Below are 20,170 nucleotides of genomic sequence, written 5' to 3'. Positions count from 1 at the left end.
TCTAAATATAGTTGTGTTTAAAAAACAAACACTCTCTAAATTTTAAACAAAAATCTATTTGACAATAAAAAGCTAACTCGTTATTTGTATAGCTAATTATAAAAAAACACACAACATCGGAGTATCTTATGTCCCATCTCTCAGTCGCCAAATTTGGCGGAACATCTGTAGCCAACCATGCAGCTATGACGGCTTGTGCAAAAATTGTCATCGCAGATCCAAATACACGCGTAGTCGTGCTTTCTGCATCAGCTGGTGTGACGAATTTATTAGTCGCGTTAGCAAATGGTGTAGAAGCGACAGAACGTGAAAAATTAATTGGTGAAATCCGTCAAATTCAAGAGAATATTTTAAATGAATTAAAAGACGACAGCCGTGTTCGTCCAATTATTGAAAAATATCTTGAAAATATTACCGCACTTTCTGAAGCGGCCAGTCTTGCAACGTCCCCTGCATTAACTGATGAACTCATCAGTCACGGTGAGATGATGTCAACTCAAATCTTTATTGAGATTTTACGCGAACAAAACGCATCGGGCACTTGGGTTGATGTACGTACAATTGTTGCAACCAATAACCATTTTGGTAAAGCCGCACCAAATGATGAACAAACTCAATCAAACAGCGATAGCATTTTGAAACCATTAATTGACCGCGGTGAATTAGTCATCACCCAAGGTTTTATCGGGCGTGAACCAAGCGGTAAAACAACCACATTAGGCCGTGGCGGTAGCGACTACTCTGCTGCTTTGTTAGCCGAAGTATTAAATGCAAAAGACGTTTTAATTTGGACTGATGTTGCGGGTATTTACACAACTGATCCACGAATTGTTCCTGCTGCACAACGCATCGACACAATGAGCTTTGCTGAAGCAGCTGAAATGGCAACCTTTGGCGCAAAAGTGCTACACCCAGCTACATTGCTCCCTGCGGTACGCAGCAATATCCCGGTTTATGTGGGCTCAAGTAAAGCACCAGAAGCAGGCGGAACTTGGGTCACTCGCGATCCTCAACCTCGTCCAACTTTTCGTGCTATCGCACTACGCCGAGATCAAACTTTACTCACTCTTTCAAGCTTAAGTATGCTGCATGCGCAAGGTTTCTTAGCGAATGTATTTAACATTTTGGCTAAATACAAAATTTCAGTGGATACAATCACCACATCAGAAGTGAGCGTTGCATTGACATTAGACAAAACTGGCTCAGCATCTTCAGGAGCGGAATTACTTTCAACCGAATTATTAGATGAACTCCGTCAATATTGTGCAGTAAAAGTCGATACCGGCGTATCATTAGTCGCATTAATCGGCAACGACTTACACATTGCTTCCGGTGTAGCAAAACGTATTTTTGATACGCTTCAATCTTACAACATTCGCATGATTAGTTATGGCGCAAGCACCAACAATATTTGTATGCTCGTGCAAAGTGAACATGCTGATGAAGTCGTTCGTTCATTACACAAATCTTTATTTGAATAAAGTAGAAAGCCTAAAGTGCGGTGAAAAATCACCGCACTTTTTCTTTTATATCATTGAGATTAAAGCCGAAAAAGAGTAAAGTAAACGGCTGTTCATTTGACTAATTTAACCGAATAAAAGGCGGAAATTATGGGAAAAAGTGTTGTTATCTTAGGCGCTCAATGGGGCGATGAAGGTAAAGGGAAAATCGTCGATCTTCTAACGGATCGCGTGAAATACGTAGTTCGTTACCAAGGCGGTCACAACGCAGGCCATACACTTATCATTAATGGAGAGAAAACCGTATTACGTTTAATTCCATCTGGTATGTTACATCCAAATGTAACTTGCTTAATTGGTAATGGCGTTGTGGTTTCACCTGAAGCATTAATGAAAGAAATGGGCGAACTTGAAAGCCGTGGTATTAAAGTTCGTGAACGTTTGTTAATTTCTGAAGCGTGCCCTTTAATCTTACCCTATCATGTGGCTATGGATCACGCCCGTGAAGCAGCACTCGGCAAAAAAGCTATCGGTACAACTGGTCGTGGTATTGGTCCTGCTTATGAAGATAAAGTGGCTCGTCGTGGTTTACGCGTAGGCGATTTATTTGATAAAGAAGCGTTTGCCGAAAAACTCAAAAACATCCTTGAATACTATAATTTCCAATTGGTTAACTACTACAAAGTTGAACCTGTCGATTATCAAAAAACCTTAGATGATGTAATGGCAATTGCCGATGTAATCACGGGTATGGTAGCAGATATCACTACAATTCTTGATACAGCACGCAAAAATGGTGAGCATATTTTATTTGAAGGTGCACAAGGTACCATGTTAGATATCGACCACGGTACTTATCCGTATGTAACCAGCTCAAACACAACGGCTGGTGGTGTGGCAACAGGTTCTGGTTTTGGCCCGCGCAACTTAGACTATGTACTTGGTATCATCAAAGCTTACTGTACTCGTGTAGGTGGTGGTCCATTCACAACGGAATTATTTGATGATGTGGGGGCTGAAATTGCACGTAAAGGTAACGAATTTGGTGCGGTAACAGGCCGTCCACGTCGTTGTGGTTGGTTCGATGCCGTAGCCATTCGACGTGCAATCCAACTCAACTCTATTTCTGGCTTCTGCATGACCAAACTGGACGTATTGGATGGTTTTGATGAAGTTAAAATCTGTGTTGCATACAAAATGCCAAATGGTGAAATCGTTGAATATGCACCATTAGCAGCGAAGGATTGGGAAGGTGTAGAACCAATTTATGAAACATTACCAGGTTGGAAAGAAAATACTTTCCGGGTCACAGATGTAAATAAATTACCACAAAACTGCATTAACTACATTAAACGTATTGAAGAAGTAACTGGGGTACCAATTGATATTCTTTCAACAGGCCCTGATCGTGTAGAAACAATGATTTTACGTGATCCGTTCGCAGCTTAATTACTTTAAATTTCTGACCGCACCTTAAAAGTGCGGTTTTTTACTATAAATTTCATCTACTGCATCTCTATCAAAATAACCTTTCAAATACTTTCTCATTGAGGCAAATGTAGATTAGGAAGTATTGGTGCTCATCGCAGAGGAAAACAAGGACCAGGTGTACCAGAAAAACTTGTCTTATTCGGTTTAAAATACCAAAACAGAAACATCAATGCCTGTTATAGTAAGGAAAATCAAGCCTGATCATACTCCAAAAACATAGCAAAATTGACCAAAAAACTTTCCTTTATTCTTAAAGAAATGTGAATTTCGGTTTAATTTGAGAACAGCAAAAGAACAACTTAAAACATGGCTAAGGTGGTATGGTATTTAGGACAAATCTACGTTCCCCCTAAATAAAAAAACATAAAAAAACACCGCAAAGTGCGGTGTTTTTTCATTATGTTTTCGCTATCAGCTGATTACCATTGGTAACCTACGCCAGCTGCAACGCCAGTTTTACCTTGGCTATTTGCCGTACCAGATAAACGGATAATAATCTTACCGTTATCAGAAATACGAGACATACCTAGCGCAAGGCTATTTTGCCCCTGGTAATTACCGGCTGCAATACCAACTAAGCTCTTACCTGGTGTATAAGCTTGCGGAATTGTCGCCGCCGCTAATGCACTTGCAGTACCCGCATCTGCTTGTTTGCTAACTCGGTTGATCTTGTTATTCAAATCACCAAGTCTATGGCTAACACTAGCAGCTACTGCATATAACTGGCTACCATTTATAGCATCTTTAGAAGTTGCTGAAATTTCACCTGGTGCCACACCTGTAATTTTAGTAGGTGTTTTACCATCAGGACCACTTACGTTGATATTTCCAGCCTTATTAGTGATCTTAGGCCCTTTATCACCAAACTGAACACTGTCAAAGGTTACATTAGAAGCTGTTGCATAAGTCACTTTACCGTTAGACTCTTGTTTCACGGTCATATTTTTGCCTGCAACCATTTCAACTTTTTTACCTGGATTGATCATTTCTGGTGTACCTGAAATTTTCTCTCCACCATTTGCCGAAGTCGTTAATGCAAAGCCAGACTTGTTAATTGCATTTGCTACATCTTGTGCAGTCGCCACTTTATTTGCAACATTTGCAATATTATTTGCCGCATCTGCAACAGCTTTTTTAGCAGCATCAATAACTGCAGCTGGTGCCGTCGGCGGCAAGCTATTTAATGCATTTGTCGCGTCTTCTAACGCTTTAGTCATTTCAGGCGTCACCACAGGGCCTTGAACACTACCATCAGCATTATTGGTAATGCTGCCTGTATCAATGTCAAATTTCACATTACTTGTTGTACTATTTTCAGTTTCTACTGAAACTTTAGTACCTTTACCATCGACAAAGTTAACGGTGTCATAAGGTTTTACGAAATCTTTCGCTTCACCATTATTTTGTAAATTCCAACCTGCATTCAACACATCAGATACGGTTGCTGCATTATTGCTTGCATTTTTTGCAATATCCGCTGCTTTTGCCGCATCAATTGGAGCAGATTTATTGTCTTTACCTGCAATAGGGTTACCATCAACATCTTTAGCGTTCTTATCTGCGTCATTTACAGACGGAAGATTAGATTTCACATTACCCAATGTCGTCGGTGCGCCAATTACATTCGGTGCGGCCGCAGGATTAACCATGTTAGTTGTTAAATCTGCAGGCTTCACTTCTGTTGTAGTTGGGTTACCTTTGTCGTCAACGGTAAAGTATTTGTCGCCCACTTTAGTTACCGGCGTACCGTTCTTGTCTGTATATTGGACAGGCAAACCAGTCACATCGACTTTTACCGTCGTTGTGGTTACTTTATTACCGTCTTTATCAACAGACTCTTTCGTCGACAACTTAACTTTCGTGTTGTTGCCGTCTGCAAAACGAAGTTCATCATCAGGATTCACTTTTTCATCTTCATTTTTAAAGTCTGCATCCGATAATGTTTCTGTTTGCTTACCTACAACAAAACCAGATTTTTGAATCGCTGTTGCTACTTTATTACCTGTTACATAGCCATCACCTGCATTGGTCAGAGTCGTACCCGCGTCAGGAGTTACCGGGTTTTTATCGGCTTTTGGCTTACCAGTTTTCGGATCAATATCTGCGGTATTGTAATATTGGTCTCCTACTTTGGTTACCGGGGTATCCGTTCCATTGACTTTAGCAGTAAATTCATTTGGTTTAGCTACTTCACCATCTTTAATACCAATAGTAATTTCACGAACACCGTCTTTAGTTTCACCAGTTACAGAAACTCCAGCCCCAGCCTTGAAATCTACTTTATTAGCATTTTTCACAGTATCTACATAACCATTTTCAGGTGTGCCAACAACCCAACCCATGTTACGTAAATCACCTACTGTAGCAGCTGTGTTATCAGATACATTTGGAGTATCTAAATTAACCAAATCTTTAGCATCTGGTTTCGCATCTCCATATGGTTTCAAGCCAGATGTTACATTCGTAATATTAGCAGGTTCATCATTCTTATCACCTTTACCTAATTTTAGGCCATCTGCTGTTGGAGCTAAGTTAACTTTATTTCCAGCGCCATCATTTAAATCAAGAGTTTTAAATTCTGGATTATCTACTGTTTTGAAAGTAAATTTATTGGCAGTGCTGTGATCAATTTCGATGTTTTTACCAGCATCAAACGTAACTTTACCGCTAGGTTTGATGTTATCGTCGTTACCGATTACTTTGCCATCTTTTTCCGCAGATGCTGTCCAGTATGAGTTATTAATAGCATCTGCTACATTACCTGCAGTGGCTACTTTATCTTTATCTGCATCTTCTACTTTTGGCGCACCATTTTCATTAGTAATATTGCCTGCATCTACAGTGATATTACCTTGTTCGTCTTTTTTAAGACCTGTGCCAAGTTTTACATCGTATTTCACAGTAGATACTTTATTATCTGTAGTAGTTACTACTGCTGTAGTACCTTCACCATCAATAAAGTTTACAGTGTCATATGGTTTTACAAAATCAACATCTTTACCATTACCTTGCAAGTTCCAACCTGCATTTAATACGTCACCTACAGTAGCTGCATTATTTTTAATACCATCTACATTATTAGGTGCAGCTGCATTAGTTGTTGGTGCAGTTGTATCTTTTTTTGCACCTGGCAAGTTGCCCGCTACATTAGTGATGTTTTGACCACCGTTATTTAAACCGTCTTTTGTCAAAGATACATCGTCAGGTTTCTTACCATCTTTCTCTGGTTGTGAAATAGTGATTCCATTTGGAGTAATATTCGTGGTATTACCAGCATCATCTTTTACTTCAACACTACTCAAGCCTTTTAACGACTTCGCCAATTTAACCGTTAAAGTATCAGTTTTATCCCCAATCACACCAATGTTGTTATCGGATAATTTAGATGCCTCTGTTTCACCACCAACAACTTTAACCTCAGTACCCAAAGTGCGGTCAAATTTTCCAGCTTCTTTATTATCACCGGAAAATGACAATGGTTTCGCCGACATACCATTTACAGCCGCATCTAACTGAGACTTATTAACTGCATCAGTTGGTGCTTCACCTGACGCTAAACCTGTAATTTTTTTACCACCCAAATCTACACCAGCATCTTTAAAGGTCATTGTCGTACCATTACCACCAATGCTTGTAATGTTACTTAACACAGGATTTAAAGAATAAGTAAAATCCTTGCCAGCTTGTTTTAACTTGATGTTTTCGCCCGCTTTAAATGTTACTTTATCACCAGCTTTTACTTGTTCTTCTGTTGTTGTATTGCCGTCAGCAAATTTACCGCCATCTTCGGCGCCAGTTACTTTCCAGAAAGCATTATTAATTGCATTTGCAACATCATTCGCTGTTGCAAAGCTATCTCCTGCATCACCTGCCGATACCGTACCTTTATCAGCATCCGGAGTAATGGTTGTCTTTTTCACATCAAATTTAACCGCACTTACAGCACCGTTTTCAGTGACTGTTACATTCGCAGCTGTGCCGGTACCATTCACAAAGTTCACGGTGTCATAAGCTTTAACGAAATCTTTGGCTGCACCATTTTCTTTTAAATTCCAACCAGCATTTAAAATATCATTTACAGACGCAGCTTTTGTTCCATTTACATTTGTTGGCGCTGCTTGATTTGTTGTTGGTGCCGCTGCATCATTTTTCGTTACTGGCAAGGTGTTGACTAAACCAGTGATGCTGTTGATACCTGTTAAATCAGAATCTAATCCATAGGTGAATACCTTACCTTTACGTTGTAAACGTAGGTTCTTACCTGCATCTAGCGTTAATATGCCGTCTGCACCAATAGTTACAGCGGTATCATCCGTATCTACCGTATCATCGTCTAAATTGATTCCTGAGTTATTCGCTTTCGCTTTCCAAGTTACCTGATCTTTGATTTGTTTTTTACCAGCAGGAGTGATATTGCTTAAATCTTTATCCGCCGCGTTATCAATTTTAGCTTTAGTGGTATCATCCAATTTTAATGTAACGGTATCACCTGACGCAGATGCCGTTAATCCGTTGTCACCTTTGACCTTAAACTCAATCCCTCCCGATTTATTTAAATCTTGTTGATCGGTTGAAGTTGAATCATTTGTCGCGGATAGTTTGATTTTGTTATTTTCAATTTTATTCGCAATTGAATCGACAGCTGCTTTCGTGGCATCATCCAATTTAACGGTTACATCCGTACCGCTGGCTGTTGTAGTCAAGCCATTTGTACCTTTCACGTTAAACTGTAAACCACCAGTTTTATCTAGCTGCTGAGCATCAGTAGTTCCTGAATCACCGCCAAGTTTAATATTATTCGTTGCGACTTTATCTAACTGTGATTTATTAACTGCATCAGTTGAATTCGTTCCCGCGGCTAAATTCGTGATTGGTTTATTGTTCATATTAATGCCGCCAGCATTGGTTACAATGCCGCCAACATCAGTGCTGGTTAAGCCTGTTAATGCTTTTGCCAGTTTAAATTTTATGGTGTTTTCGCTGTCATAATTTACACCGATGTTGTTGTCTGACAATTCACCGGTTGCACCGCCCAACAGATTCAAACGGCCATCTTTAATGCTTCTAATAACGATTCTTTTCGTTTTTGCATCAGCTTTTTTTGCATCAGAATCCGCGCCTGTTACTTCATCTTTAGCAGAATTATCACCGGCATATGAGAATGCTGGATCTATTGTTATGCTATTCAAAATGCCATGTAACTGAGAACCATTAATAGCATCAGTGGACTTGTCAGATACTTCACCCGCTGCTACGTTCTTCAACTGACGTTCAAAACCTATTTTACCGAAAGATACTATGTCACCTTTGTTAGTTTGATCGCCACCACTCCATTTATATGTATGTCCATTAACAGTAGTAGAAGTTTGTTTTGTACCTTCTTTATCCGTTAGTGATCCGCCACCAAGTGCTACAGAGTTATGCAACGTAGCTGTTGCTCCAGAACCCAAAGCTACAGAGTTCGTCACTTCAGCACGTGCACCTGAACCGAGAGCTATAGAAATATCTCCTGCTTGTGCTTTTACACCGATAGCAACAGCTGCTTGACCAGCTTTAGTATCTTGATACTGTCCACCATCGTGAAGTAGGTCTCTACCTGTAAGATTGTGATAAGCATCACCGACGGTACCTGTTGTTTCATTACCATCAGAATTTGTATATGTTGTGGACACTGTTACTGCTTTATCTACGTCATCATTACCAATAGCAATCGAGGAGTTACCCTCTGCAAAAGTATTACTACCGATAGCAATAGATTGATCACCAAAAGCACGAGCACCTTGATGAAATAAGTCACCACTACCAATCGCAAGCGATTGATTCACCCACTGAGTTCTGCCTTTGCCATCTGATCCTGTCTTCGCGAATTTACCAATAGCAATATTAGTCGAACCTACACCTGTATCTGCATACGTACCAATAGAAATCCCCTCCCGACCAGTTTTTGTATTACCAGGAACAAAGGAATTACCAGTTGTACTTTCAATATTTACTGCAGCTTCTGACACATTCATACTTAACAACACTAATGCCCCACCTAATACCGCTTTCAGTGAGTTGCTGCTGCTTTGTTTTTTATGTGCTTTGGTTAATTCAGATACCGCCACCCAAGATTGAGTTGCTTGGCTCCATACAATACGGAAAATTTTATTCATAAATGTCTCTCTAGCTATATATAAAGAGTGATTCCAAACCTCTAATTCAATTCGTAAAAGAGGCTTAGGGAAGATAAATTTCAAAAATTATACTAATTTAGCAATAAAATTCAATTTTCAAGAACAATCTTTACAAGAATTTACATTTAAAAATATCATAAAAACACAAAGCAAACGTTTGCTTTTTTTTACGCAAGAAGCAATCAAAAGTGCGGTGATTTTTAGGCGCGTTTTTATTAGGAAAAAGCAAATGTGCTTATCAAAAAACAAAGGCCGCAACGTGCGGCCAATTTTTTAGAATTCTTTTGAAATTAAACTTTCTGCTAATTGCAAATCAAGTGTGGAATCAATATCAATGGAACGATAAGTGGGCATTAAATAAAAACGCATTGGGGCAATAAAAAAGCGTTTTTCTTCAAAGAGACTTGCGATGTCATTAATATAAATTGCGCCATTTGCACGATAAGATTTCGGTAATTTTTGGCGTGGGGCTTCAAAATCCGTTAATTCGTGGATAGGCTGAACTTCGGTGCCTTCTAAAGTGAAGGATTTATAAGGATGATGCTCACATTCGCAAGCGGAAACCACAGATTTATATTTTCCACCCAGGAAAATTTCCATCGCATTACGAATATCTAAAGCATTGCGTAATGGGCTGGTTGGTTGCAAAAGTGCGGCGGTGCCTTGTGAAATATTGAGTGTTTCTAAGCAATGCAAAATCGCATCAATGGTGCGTGTATCACTTTGTGCTAAACTTTCAGGGCGTGCCACTGCTTTTGCGCCGTATTTTGTGGCTTCTTTTAAAATATTTTCACCGTCTGATGTCACCACAATTTGATCAAACATACCTGATTCTTGCGCTGCCAAAATCGCACGCCCGACCAAAGAAACGCCCCCCACAAGCTGTAAATTCTTGTCTTTAATTCCTTTAGAACCTGCTCTCGCAGGAATAATTGCAATTCTTGTCATTATTTTCATCCTCTGTGATAAAAGTGCGGACTATTCTAGAATCTTTCCCTTGTTTTAGCAAAAACTAATCTTTAATATGGCACCACATTTTTGTTTAAAAAAGAGGAAATAAAATGACTCAACTTACTCGTGAACAAGTTCTTGAACTCTTTCATCAACGCAGCTCAACTCGTTATTACGACCCCGAAAAAAAAATCAGTGATGAAGATTTTGAATGTATTTTAGAGTGCGGTCGATTATCGCCTAGTTCTGTGGGCTCTGAGCCTTGGAAATTTTTAGTGATTCAAAATAAAACCCTACGCGAAAAAATGAAACCTTTTAGCTGGGGAATGATGAATCAGCTTGATCATTGCAGTCACCTTGTGGTGATTTTAGCGAAGAAAAATGCCCGTTATGACAGCCCATTTTTTGTGGATGTGATGACGCGCAAAGGCTTGAACGCAGAGCAACAACAAGCCGCCCTCGCGAAATACAAAACCTTGCAAGAAGAGGATATGAAATTGCTCGAAAGCGACCGCACTTTATTTGATTGGTGCAGTAAACAAACTTATATCGCCCTTGCCAATATGCTTACTGGCGCTGCCGCCCTTGGCATCGACTCTTGCCCAATTGAAGGTTTTCATTACGATAAAGTGAATGAATGCCTCGCCGAAGAAGGATTATTCGATCCTCAAGAATATGCGGTTTCTGTCGCCGCAACCTTCGGCTACCGCTCACGCGATATTGCGAAAAAATCCCGTAAAGGGTTGGATGAAGTGGTGAAATGGGTGGGATAAAATAAATCCCATTAAAAAAGGGCTGCAAATGCAGCCCTATCTTTTTTTTCGATTATTTCACTTCTTTAAATAAAATCTCACTTGGGATTACTGAACCTTGCCAGTAAAGTTCTGTAGAGACTTTCTCTGCGAGTTGTAGGAACGATTGTGAAATTTCATTTTCAGGCACTCGCACAACAGTTGGGTTACCCTCATCTAAATCTTCACGGATACGAATGTGTAAAGGAAGTTGACCTAATACTTTTACATTGTATTTTTCAGCCATTTTCTCTGCACCGCCTGTGCCAAAAATCGCTTCGTGGTGACCGCACTCACTACAAATGTGCATTGACATATTTTCTACAATACCCAATACCGGTACGGATACTCGCTCAAACATTGAAATACCTTTCACCGCATCAAGCAAAGCAATATCTTGCGGAGTTGTCACTACCACTGCGCCAGTCACAGGAATTTGTTGTGATAAGGTAAGTTGAATATCACCAGTGCCCGGTGGCATATCGATAACAAGATAATCTAAACTATCCCATAGGGTTTCATTTAATAATTGGCTTAATGCACTGCTCGCCATCGGGCCACGCCAAATTGTTGCGCTGTCTTCATTCATTAAAAAGCCAATGGAATTTGCAGATAAACCATGTGCTTTAATTGGGGTGATGTGTTGATTATCTGGCGAAGTTGGACGTTGATCCGCTGCGCCTAACATATGTGGAATAGAAGGGCCATAAATATCCGCATCTAAAATCCCAACACGAGCGCCTTGTGCTTGTAATGCTAAAGCTAGATTAACAGAAACTGATGATTTCCCTACACCGCCTTTGCCAGAACTCACAGCAATAATATTTTTCACACCTTTTACGGCTGGTTGATTATTCGCACGTTTGAGTGTGGCGATTTGATAGGTCACCGCCCATTTAATTGCTTTGCAATCTGTTGCTTTCAATAACGCATCTGAAACCGCTTGTTTTAACTGTTCTACACCAGAATTCCACGCAAAAGGTAATTGCAATTCAATGCGTAAAGTATCACCGCCCTTTTCCACTTTTTTCAAAGTATTAAGCGCAATTAGATCCTTTTGCAGGGTTGGATGCTGAAATTGTTGGATAATCTGCTGAACTTGATTTTTCTGCTCAGCAGTCAAATTATCAGAAAAGTAGGTTGCCATAATAACTTCCTGTTTAGTAGAGTAAATTTGTCGGGCATATTTAATCACGGAAAGTGCGGTATGTTAAGTTAAAGTTTTTCAAACTAGAAAAAAAGCCCTGTATCGGGTAAGATGTCCACAATTTTTATATGCTAAAAAAGAGAATAATAAATGACAACTCAACCCCGTAAAATTTTAGTCACTTGCGCCTTGCCTTATGCCAATGGAGCAATTCATTTAGGCCATATGTTAGAACATATCCAAGCGGATATTTGGGTGCGTTTTCAACGTATGCGTGGCAATAAAATCCATTTTGTCTGTGCAGACGATGCGCACGGCACACCGATTATGTTGAATGCCGATAAACTTGGCATTACACCAGAAGAATTAATTGCTAACGCAAAAGCCGATCACGTGCGTGATTTTGCAGGTTTCAATATTAGTTTTGATAACTATCATTCCACTCACAGCGAAGAAAACAAACAGCTCACTGCAGAAATTTACAATAAACTCAAAGCTAATGGCTTTATTAAGAGTAAAGTTATTTCTCAGTTGTTCGACCCTGAAAAAAATATGTTCTTGCCTGATCGTTTTGTGAAAGGCACTTGCCCGAAATGTAAAGCAGAAGATCAATATGGCGATAACTGCGAAGTTTGTGCTTCCACTTACAGCCCAATGGATTTAATTAATCCTCGTTCAGCTGTTTCTGGCGCAACACCTATTGTAAAAGAATCTGAACACTTTTTCTTTGACTTACCTTCATTTGAAGGGATGTTAAAAGAATGGACACGTTCTGGCTCACTTCAATCTGAAATTGCGAACAAAATGCAAGAATGGTTTGAGAGCGGTTTACAACAATGGGATATTTCACGCGATGCACCTTATTTCGGTTTTGAAATTCCAGGGGCAAAAGATAAATTCTTTTATGTTTGGTTAGATGCGCCAATCGGCTATATGGCTTCATTCAAAAATCTATGCGATCGTGAAGGCATTGATTTCAACGAATTTTGGGCTGAAGACAGTGATGCCGAGCTTTATCATTTCATAGGTAAAGACATCGTTTATTTCCACAGTCTATTCTGGCCTGCAATGCTTGAAGGCAGCGGCTATCGTAAACCGACTAATGTGTTCACTCACGGCTATGTCACGGTGGATGGGGCGAAGATGTCCAAATCTCGCGGGACTTTCATTCAAGCCAGCACTTATTTGAATCATATCGATCCTGAATGTTTGCGCTATTACTATGCGGCAAAATTAAATGATCGCATTGAAGATTTAGACTTTAACCTTGAAGATTTCGTACAACGTGTAAATACGGATATTGTAAACAAATTAGTGAATTTGGCTTCACGCAATGCAGGCTTTATTGCGAAACGCTTTGAAGGCAAACTTGCAAATAAACTGGAAGACGAAACATTATTTGCAGAATTTACCGCCCAAGCCGAGCAAATCGCCGCTTATTATGAAAGCCGTGAATACAATAAAGCCATTCGTGAAATTATGGCATTAACGGATAAAGCCAATAAATATATTGATGAAAAAGCCCCTTGGGTGATTGCAAAAGAAGAAGGCAAAGAGACAGAATTGCAAGCAGTATGTTCAATGGGAATTGAGCTTTTCCGCGTGTTGATGTCTTACTTAAAACCTGTTCTTCCAAAACTGGCAGAACGTGCAGAAGCCTTCTTACAAGCTGAATTACGTTGGGATAATATTCATCAACCATTGCTTGGTCATACCCTTGCACCGTTTAAAGCCTTATTCTCTCGTTTAGAGAAAAAACAAATTGATGCTGTTGTGGAAGAAACCAAAGCCTTATTTGCAGCAGCCAATAAAGCCGCAGAAAAAACTGAAGCAAAACCAACCGCACTTTCTGCCGTTGAACCTATTGCTGAAACCATCACCATTGATGATTTCGCTAAACTTGATATGCGTGTAGCAAAAGTGTTGAAATGCGAGGCGGTGCCAGAATCTAATAAACTTTTACGTTTTGAATTGGATCTTGGTGATCATACTCGTCAAGTCTTCTCTGGCATTAAAGCGGCTTACAATAAGCCTGAAGAATTAGAAGGTCGTTTTGTGATTATGGTGGCAAACCTTGCACCACGTAAAATGAAATTCGGCGTATCTGAGGGAATGATTCTATCCGCAGGAACAGGCGGTAGTGATTTATTCTTGTTATCTGCCGATAGCGGTGTCACTGCGGGCATGCAAGTAAAATAATCAAGTCAATCTAAATGAGGGCAACATTACGTTGCCCTTTTATTTTCTTGTTGAAAATAGGTGACTTATAACCTACTATAACACTCAACTATTTATCTATTTGGAGAATATTATGAAAAACGAATTAATTTGCTATAAACAAATGCCAGTGTGGACAAAAGACAAATTGCCACAAATGTTCCAAGAAAAGCACAACACAAAAGTCGGCACTTGGGGAAAATTAACTGTATTAAAAGGTAAGCTCAAATTTTATGAGCTAACCGAAAATGGCGATGTCATTGCCGAGCATATTTTTACCCCAGAAAGCGACATTCCTTTTGTTGAACCTCAAGCATGGCATCGTGTTGAAGCCCTTTCTGATGACCTTGAATGTACCCTAGGTTTCTATTGCAAAAAAGAAGATTACTTCAGTAAAAAATACAACATGACAGCCACTCACGGCGATGTGGTGGATGCAGCAAAAATTATCTCGCCTTGTAAAGTATTAGATTTAGGTTGCGGACAAGGGCGTAATTCACTTTATTTAAGTTTATTAGGCTATGATGTGACCTCTTGGGATCACAATGAAAACAGCATTGCCTTTTTAAATGAAACCAAAGAGAAAGAAAACCTTAATATTTCTACCGCACTTTACGATATTAACTCTGCCAACATTCAAGAAAACTACGATTTTATTGTTTCAACAGTGGTGTTTATGTTCTTAAATCGTGAACGTGTACCGTCAATCATCAAAAATATGCAAGAACATACCAATGTTGGCGGATATAACTTAATCGTTGCCGCTATGTCCACTGATGATGTGCCTTGCCCACTTCCATTCTCTTTCACCTTTGCTGAAAATGAATTAAAAGAATATTACAAAGATTGGGAATTCTTAGAATATAACGAAAATATGGGCGAATTACACAAAACCGATGAAAACGGCAATCGCATTAAAATGAAATTTGCCACTATGTTAGCAAGAAAGAAATAACCCGCTAATTAAAAAAATCACCGCACTTTGCCCCTATAAAAAAGATCACTTAGAAAATATCTTTTGCTTTGCGAAGTGCGGTAAATTCTTCAAGTGTTTTTGCTTGTAAAAACGGGTTAATTTCTCTCTCAAGTTTTAAGGTTGTTGGCAAACTTGGTTTATTTTCAGACCGTTGTTTTTCAACAAAAATACGTTGTTTTTCTACTGCACTTTTTTCTACCGCACTTTTCTCCACCAGCACGGTTTCTGCAAACGCTAAATTCCCCAAGGTGTATTCATGAGCCGGGCAAACAATCGTCTCGTCAGGCAATGTATTCAAACGCTGTAGACCTTTAAACATCTGTGCGTAATTACCCGTGAAAACACGCCCGCAACCAGCTGAAAATAACGCATCGCCACAAAACAAATGGTTATCTACTAAAAAACTAACGTGCTGTTTAGTGTGTCCGCCCGTCGGAATGACATCAATTTGATAATCTGCGGTAAGGATCTTCCCTTCGTTCACAATTTGAGTAGCGCCTTTTTTCTCACATTCTTGCGGCCCATAAATCGGCACTGTGGGATAACGTTTTTTAAATGCCGACACACCTTGTGTATGATCATCATGTTCGTGAGTAAGCAACACCGCTTCAACCGTTGCGTTTTGCTTATCTAGCCACGCAAACAACTTGTCCGTTTCAGGCAAATCGACAATAATAAGAGGTAGATTTTCTCGTTGATAAAGCCAAATGTAGTTATCATTCAGCGCAGGCAAAGCAAATAACATAATCGTCCTTTTCATTTGTGATGGAGGAATAAAATGATTGTAAACTGGAATGCCAAAGCGACCAAGCCTTTCATTCAGCCTGAAAGTTGGCAAAATTTGCCAAAGGGTGATGACTATTGCCAAGCCTTACGCCAAACGTTAATGCCTTGGATACCAAAAATTTTAGGTCATCAGGTTTTGAAAATCGGTGGGTTAAGTGGTGAAGTTACGACGAATTTACCTATGCACCACCAGATTATTTTGAGCGAAAAAATCACGCAAAATCTTGCCGCACTTTGCAACGCTAAAGTTAGCTTAGTTCAAGCCAACCTCACCTAATTGCCGTTCATTCAAAAAGAAGTCCATGCCGTGTTTTTAATGAATACGCTTAATTTTGCGCAAGATCCGCATCAAATTCTGCGCGAATCTCATAGTGTACTAGCTGACGATGGCTGGATTTTTATTGCTTTGTTTAATCCATTAAGTCCGCTGATTTTCAAAAGAAAAATGGGGGATTATCCGCTACGTCACTACCCTACTTGGCGTGTGATTGATTGGCTTTCGTTGCTCAACTTTGAAGTGATTGAAAAATGCCCTATCGCAACCAAAAATAAAAGCGTAACAATCTTTTCGCCACTCACGTTAATCATTGCGCAAAAACGGACTTATCCACTGACGATTAACCCAGAAAAAGTGCGGTCAAAAATACCGGTATTTTTAGAGCTGGTAAATGCATTCAAACTTAAAAGTTAGGCACGTTCCACATTCCACCAAATCAACGCCCATTTTTTCTGTCCGTGAGAAATTGGTTCGTTGTTGGCTTGTTTACGATCGTAAAAGGCTTTTAAACCTTGTTTTTCTTTTTCGGAAAGTTCGCCTAAAGAAAATTCCACCGAGGCTAATAAATCCTCGTAGCTTTCACCTTGAAAACAACCCGATTCGGTTTCAATAAAATTCAAATTTGCCTGAATGCCTTTTTGATACAATCGATTGAGTAAATAAATATAAGTGGGGAAACCAATATCTTCACGGCCAATCGCCTCAAATACGCCCTCATCTAAAAAATGGCGTTGTGTGACAGAAGTCAAAAACACACGTTTTTTCGCTTTGGCACAGAGTTTTTCAATCATATCATCCAAATCGTCCACCAACGTTGAACGAGATGCCAATACCACATCAGCTTGTGGTACATCATCCCAATTATCCGCCCAAGATTTATGAAATGTCGTGAGATGATGCAAACCAAATTTCTGCTTGAATTGCGCCAAGCAATCTAACATTCCATTGCTATAATCCAAGGCATATACCGTTGAACCTTGTTGTGCGAGCGGCACAGCAAAGGTACCGGGGCCACAGCCAATATCTAACACTGTTTCATCAGCTTGCACATTCATAGCTTGCAATAATTGCTGATTATATGCAGAAGGTTTGCCGACTAAATTCTCTGCCATTTTCACGGCTTTTTTATCCCATTTTGTCGGAGGCAAGTTATAATGATTACAAGCGATTAAGTGTTGTTGATAAAGTTCAGCAAAATTGATGTCGTAAATAGTCATAGTGATTTTTCAATGTGGTTATTCAAATGTTGATGTAAAAGTTCGGGCGAAGTGCGGTTAAAATGGTAAGCGTTTTTTCATTTTTACTTTTTAAAAACGAGACATTACAACGAATTCTACAGCATCGATATATTAATTCAAATATAACGTAGCAAAATAAGATAAAAGGATTCTATAATATTAGGTGCTCTATATTTTCCTATGGTTATTTCGTAGAAAAGGATAATTCAATGAAATTTGAAGTGATTTATAAATTTTTCTTAGTGTGGGGATTAGCCTTAAGTTTGCTTTTCGTTGTTGCAAGTGGCATTTCAATGTGGCTAGGATTTCCTTTTGCTCAGGCCTTAGACATTCATCTTTTCTTTGCTGGATTTACCGTATTTGGTTTGTTACTGCATTTTTATAGCCGTAAGAAGAAATGGGTAAAAATCAACACTCAATTTTCCGATCTCATCACACATAATCGAATGCCTTCTTACTGCAATTTAGATCGCTTGGTGATGACTTTCGAACATTTCTCCATTCAACAAATCGCTGAGCAACTCAATCTTTCTCTCCCGATTTTATTAAATGAATTATCACAAGCCCAAATAAATATAACTGATTCCCACCGCACTTTACGAGAAAACTTTCCTCTTAACGATGAGAAAATTTTCGCCACCATTACGATTGCGTTGAAAGTGCGGTTCAATCCAACGTTACTTTAACGCCAATCAAATATACGTTAAAAGTGCGGTAGAAAACCCCAAAGTTTTCGGGGTTTATTTTTGCTGAAAAAATCTTGCCCCGCTATTAAAACTCCCCTATTATTCACCGCACTTTTTTCTCATTTAGGAACAAAAATGACAGAACAAACATTTATCCCTGGCAAAGATGCCGCATTGGAAGATAGTATTGCAAAATTTCAGCAAAAATTGACCGCACTTGGTTTTAATATTGAAGAGGCATCTTGGCTGAATCCTGTGCCAAATGTATGGTCTGTGCATATTCGCGATAAAGACTGTCCGCAGTGTTTTTCTAATGGTAAAGGGGCAAGCAAAAAAGCGGCATTAGCCTCTGCCCTTGGCGAATATTTTGAACGTCTTTCCACCAACTATTTTTTTGCTGATTTCTATTTAGGGCAAGAAATTGCAAACGGCGATTTTGTGCATTATCCCAATGAAAAATGGTTCCCGATTGAAGATGATGCTTTACTGCCTAATGGCATTTTAGATGATTATTTATTGGATTATTTTGATCCTAATGCCGAGCTTACGCCTGAATTATTAGTCGATTTACAGTCTGGCAATTATGATCGTGGGATCGTGGCGATGCCTTATGTTCGTCAATCGGACGAACAAACCGTTTATATTCCACAAAGTATTATTGCCAACCTTTATGTCTCAAATGGCATGTCTGCGGGCAATACGAAATTTGAAGCACGTGTGCAAGGCTTGTCAGAGGTATTTGAGCGTTATGTTAAAAACAAAATTATCGCTGAAGCGATCAGTCTGCCAGAAATTCCAAAATCTGTGATGGATCGCTATCCATCTATTCAGGCTTCTATTGCGAAATTAGAGGAAGAAGGCTTCCCAATTTATGCGTTTGATGCTTCACTTGGCGGAAAATACCCTGTTATTTGCGTCGTATTATTAAATCCGAATAACGGCACGTGCTTTGCCTCTTTCGGTGCTCATCCAAATTTCCAAGTGGCATTAGAACGTACGGTGACAGAGCTTTTACAAGGTCGTAGCTTGAAAGATTTGGATGTTTTCTCTCCGCCCTCTTTCAATAACGATGATGTGGCTGAACACGCTAATTTAGAAACCCACTTTATTGATTCGAGCGGTTTAATTTCTTGGGATTTATTTAAACAAACGCCTGATTATGAATTTGCTGATTGGGATTTCAGCGGTACCACTCAAGAAGAATACAATAATTTAATGGCGATTTTCCGTGCGGATGAAAAAGAAGTTTACGTAATGGATTACAACCACTTGGGTGTCTATGCGTGCCGTATTATTGTGCCAGGCATGTCTGATATTTATCCTGCAGACGATTTAATTTACGCCAACAACAATATGGGAATGGATTGGCGCGAAATTTTACTCGATTTACCAAATTGGCATCACGATGCGGAAACCTATCAAGAGTTATTAGAAGAATTAGATGGCCAAGATATTGATGATGCGACTCGCGTGCGTGAATTTATCGGTATCGTTGCACCGAAAAATAGCGGTTGGACAACCTTACGCGTCGGTGAATTAAAATCAATGCTTCACCTTGCATTAGGTGAGTTAGAACAAGCATTAGATTGGGCAAACTGGACGCTGAATATGAATAGCTCTGTATTCACCACAGAACGTGTGAATTATTACCGCGCATTAATTTCCATCATTGAATTACATTTAGATCAAAATCGCGACCCAGCGCAATATCGTTCAGTATTTGAGAAAATGTATGGCAAAAATTCGGTTAAACAAGCTTGGGCAGCCGTCTCTGAAGGTGGTAATCCGTTCTACAATCTTCCTGCAAGTGATGAAAATTTGGAAAACTTTAAGGAACATCAGGCATTGCTAGGGGCTTATGGGAAGTTGCAGAAAGCAAAGCGAGCACATCAAAAATAAATTAGGCTTATATCGTACTTTCTTTTACTCGTGTAAAAGAAAGTAGGCAAAGAAAACACGCCCCAATTAAATCGC

Annotated in this window: 12 protein-coding genes and 2 pseudogenes; 9 read left to right on the top strand and 5 right to left on the bottom strand. The window is 39.4% G+C overall.

What is annotated here, in order from left to right; genetic code table 11:
* Window positions 1-128 precede the first annotated feature (128 nt).
* The 3 genes and pseudogenes from lysC to AC6H0J_RS05600 all read left to right on the top strand — a co-directional run.
* Complete coding sequence (gene lysC / locus AC6H0J_RS05610) at window positions 129-1,481, top strand: lysine-sensitive aspartokinase 3 (RefSeq protein WP_497513075.1); 1,353 nt, start codon at window positions 129-131, stop codon at window positions 1,479-1,481.
* 129 nt (window positions 1,482-1,610) lie between these two features.
* Complete coding sequence (gene purA, locus AC6H0J_RS05605) at window positions 1,611-2,909, top strand: adenylosuccinate synthase (RefSeq protein ID WP_046953488.1); 1,299 nt, start codon at window positions 1,611-1,613, stop codon at window positions 2,907-2,909.
* Between the two features lie 274 nt (window positions 2,910-3,183).
* Window positions 3,184-3,282, top strand: a pseudogene (locus AC6H0J_RS05600) (IS1595 family transposase); the annotation flags it as partial.
* Between the two features lie 88 nt (window positions 3,283-3,370).
* On the opposite strand, the gene AC6H0J_RS05595 reads toward AC6H0J_RS05600, so the two are convergent.
* Together AC6H0J_RS05595 and siaB are read right to left on the bottom strand one after the other, a co-directional pair.
* On the bottom strand, window positions 3,371-9,106 hold the full coding sequence (locus AC6H0J_RS05595) for a YadA-like family protein (protein WP_497513073.1): 5,736 nt from the start codon (window positions 9,104-9,106) through the stop codon (window positions 3,371-3,373).
* 294 nt (window positions 9,107-9,400) lie between these two features.
* Window positions 9,401-10,075 carry a 5-acetyl neuraminic acid cytidyl-transferase gene (gene siaB, locus AC6H0J_RS05590; RefSeq protein ID WP_046953489.1) on the bottom strand — a complete coding sequence of 225 codons (675 nt, stop codon included), beginning with the start codon at window positions 10,073-10,075 and terminating at the stop codon, window positions 9,401-9,403.
* Window positions 10,076-10,188: 113 nt separating this feature from the next.
* On the opposite strand from siaB, the gene AC6H0J_RS05585 reads away from it, so the two are divergent.
* Entirely contained in the window at window positions 10,189-10,851 is a 663-nt protein-coding gene (locus tag AC6H0J_RS05585; protein ID WP_497513071.1) for an NAD(P)H-dependent oxidoreductase, read from the top strand.
* A 52-nt stretch (window positions 10,852-10,903) separates the two neighbouring features.
* Here the strand turns inward: AC6H0J_RS05585 and apbC are convergent, their stop codons facing one another.
* Window positions 10,904-12,016 (bottom strand): iron-sulfur cluster carrier protein ApbC, encoded by a 1,113-nt coding sequence (gene apbC / locus AC6H0J_RS05580; RefSeq protein ID WP_497513069.1) that lies wholly within the window; start codon window positions 12,014-12,016, stop codon window positions 10,904-10,906.
* Window positions 12,017-12,166: 150 nt separating this feature from the next.
* Between apbC and metG the strand changes: the two genes are divergently transcribed.
* Together metG and tehB are read left to right on the top strand one after the other, a co-directional pair.
* A complete protein-coding gene (metG, locus tag AC6H0J_RS05575) occupies window positions 12,167-14,215 on the top strand; it encodes a methionine--tRNA ligase (protein WP_497513067.1) in 2,049 nt (682 codons plus the stop codon).
* 112 nt (window positions 14,216-14,327) lie between these two features.
* A complete protein-coding gene (gene tehB, locus AC6H0J_RS05570) occupies window positions 14,328-15,188 on the top strand; it encodes an SAM-dependent methyltransferase TehB (protein WP_046938544.1) in 861 nt (286 codons plus the stop codon).
* A gap of 49 nt (window positions 15,189-15,237) precedes the next feature.
* Here tehB and gloB read toward each other — a convergent pair whose 3' ends face one another.
* Complete coding sequence (gene gloB / locus AC6H0J_RS05565; protein ID WP_497513066.1) at window positions 15,238-15,954, bottom strand: hydroxyacylglutathione hydrolase; 717 nt, start codon at window positions 15,952-15,954, stop codon at window positions 15,238-15,240.
* A gap of 33 nt (window positions 15,955-15,987) precedes the next feature.
* Here gloB and AC6H0J_RS05560 point away from each other — a divergent pair.
* Window positions 15,988-16,686 (top strand): annotated as a pseudogene (locus AC6H0J_RS05560) (class I SAM-dependent methyltransferase).
* Here the strand turns inward: AC6H0J_RS05560 and AC6H0J_RS05555 are convergent.
* Window positions 16,683-17,489, bottom strand: a complete 807-nt coding sequence (locus tag AC6H0J_RS05555; protein ID WP_497513064.1) for a methyltransferase domain-containing protein — start codon at window positions 17,487-17,489, stop codon at window positions 16,683-16,685. The pseudogene AC6H0J_RS05560 and the gene AC6H0J_RS05555 sit on opposite strands and share 4 nt — an antisense overlap.
* Window positions 17,490-17,719: 230 nt before the next feature.
* Here AC6H0J_RS05555 and AC6H0J_RS05550 point away from each other — a divergent pair, with 230 nt between their 5' ends.
* The gene (locus tag AC6H0J_RS05550) at window positions 17,720-18,196 is read left to right on the top strand and encodes a hypothetical protein (RefSeq protein WP_497513062.1); all 477 of its coding nucleotides are present in this window, start codon (window positions 17,720-17,722) and stop codon (window positions 18,194-18,196) included.
* Between the two features lie 135 nt (window positions 18,197-18,331).
* On the top strand, window positions 18,332-20,095 hold the full coding sequence (ycaO, locus tag AC6H0J_RS05545) for a 30S ribosomal protein S12 methylthiotransferase accessory factor YcaO (protein WP_497513061.1): 1,764 nt from the start codon (window positions 18,332-18,334) through the stop codon (window positions 20,093-20,095).
* Window positions 20,096-20,170 lie beyond the last annotated feature (75 nt).

The organism is Haemophilus sp. THUN1691 (assembly GCF_059704425.1).
This window is presented reverse-complemented; position numbering and strand designations above follow the sequence as displayed.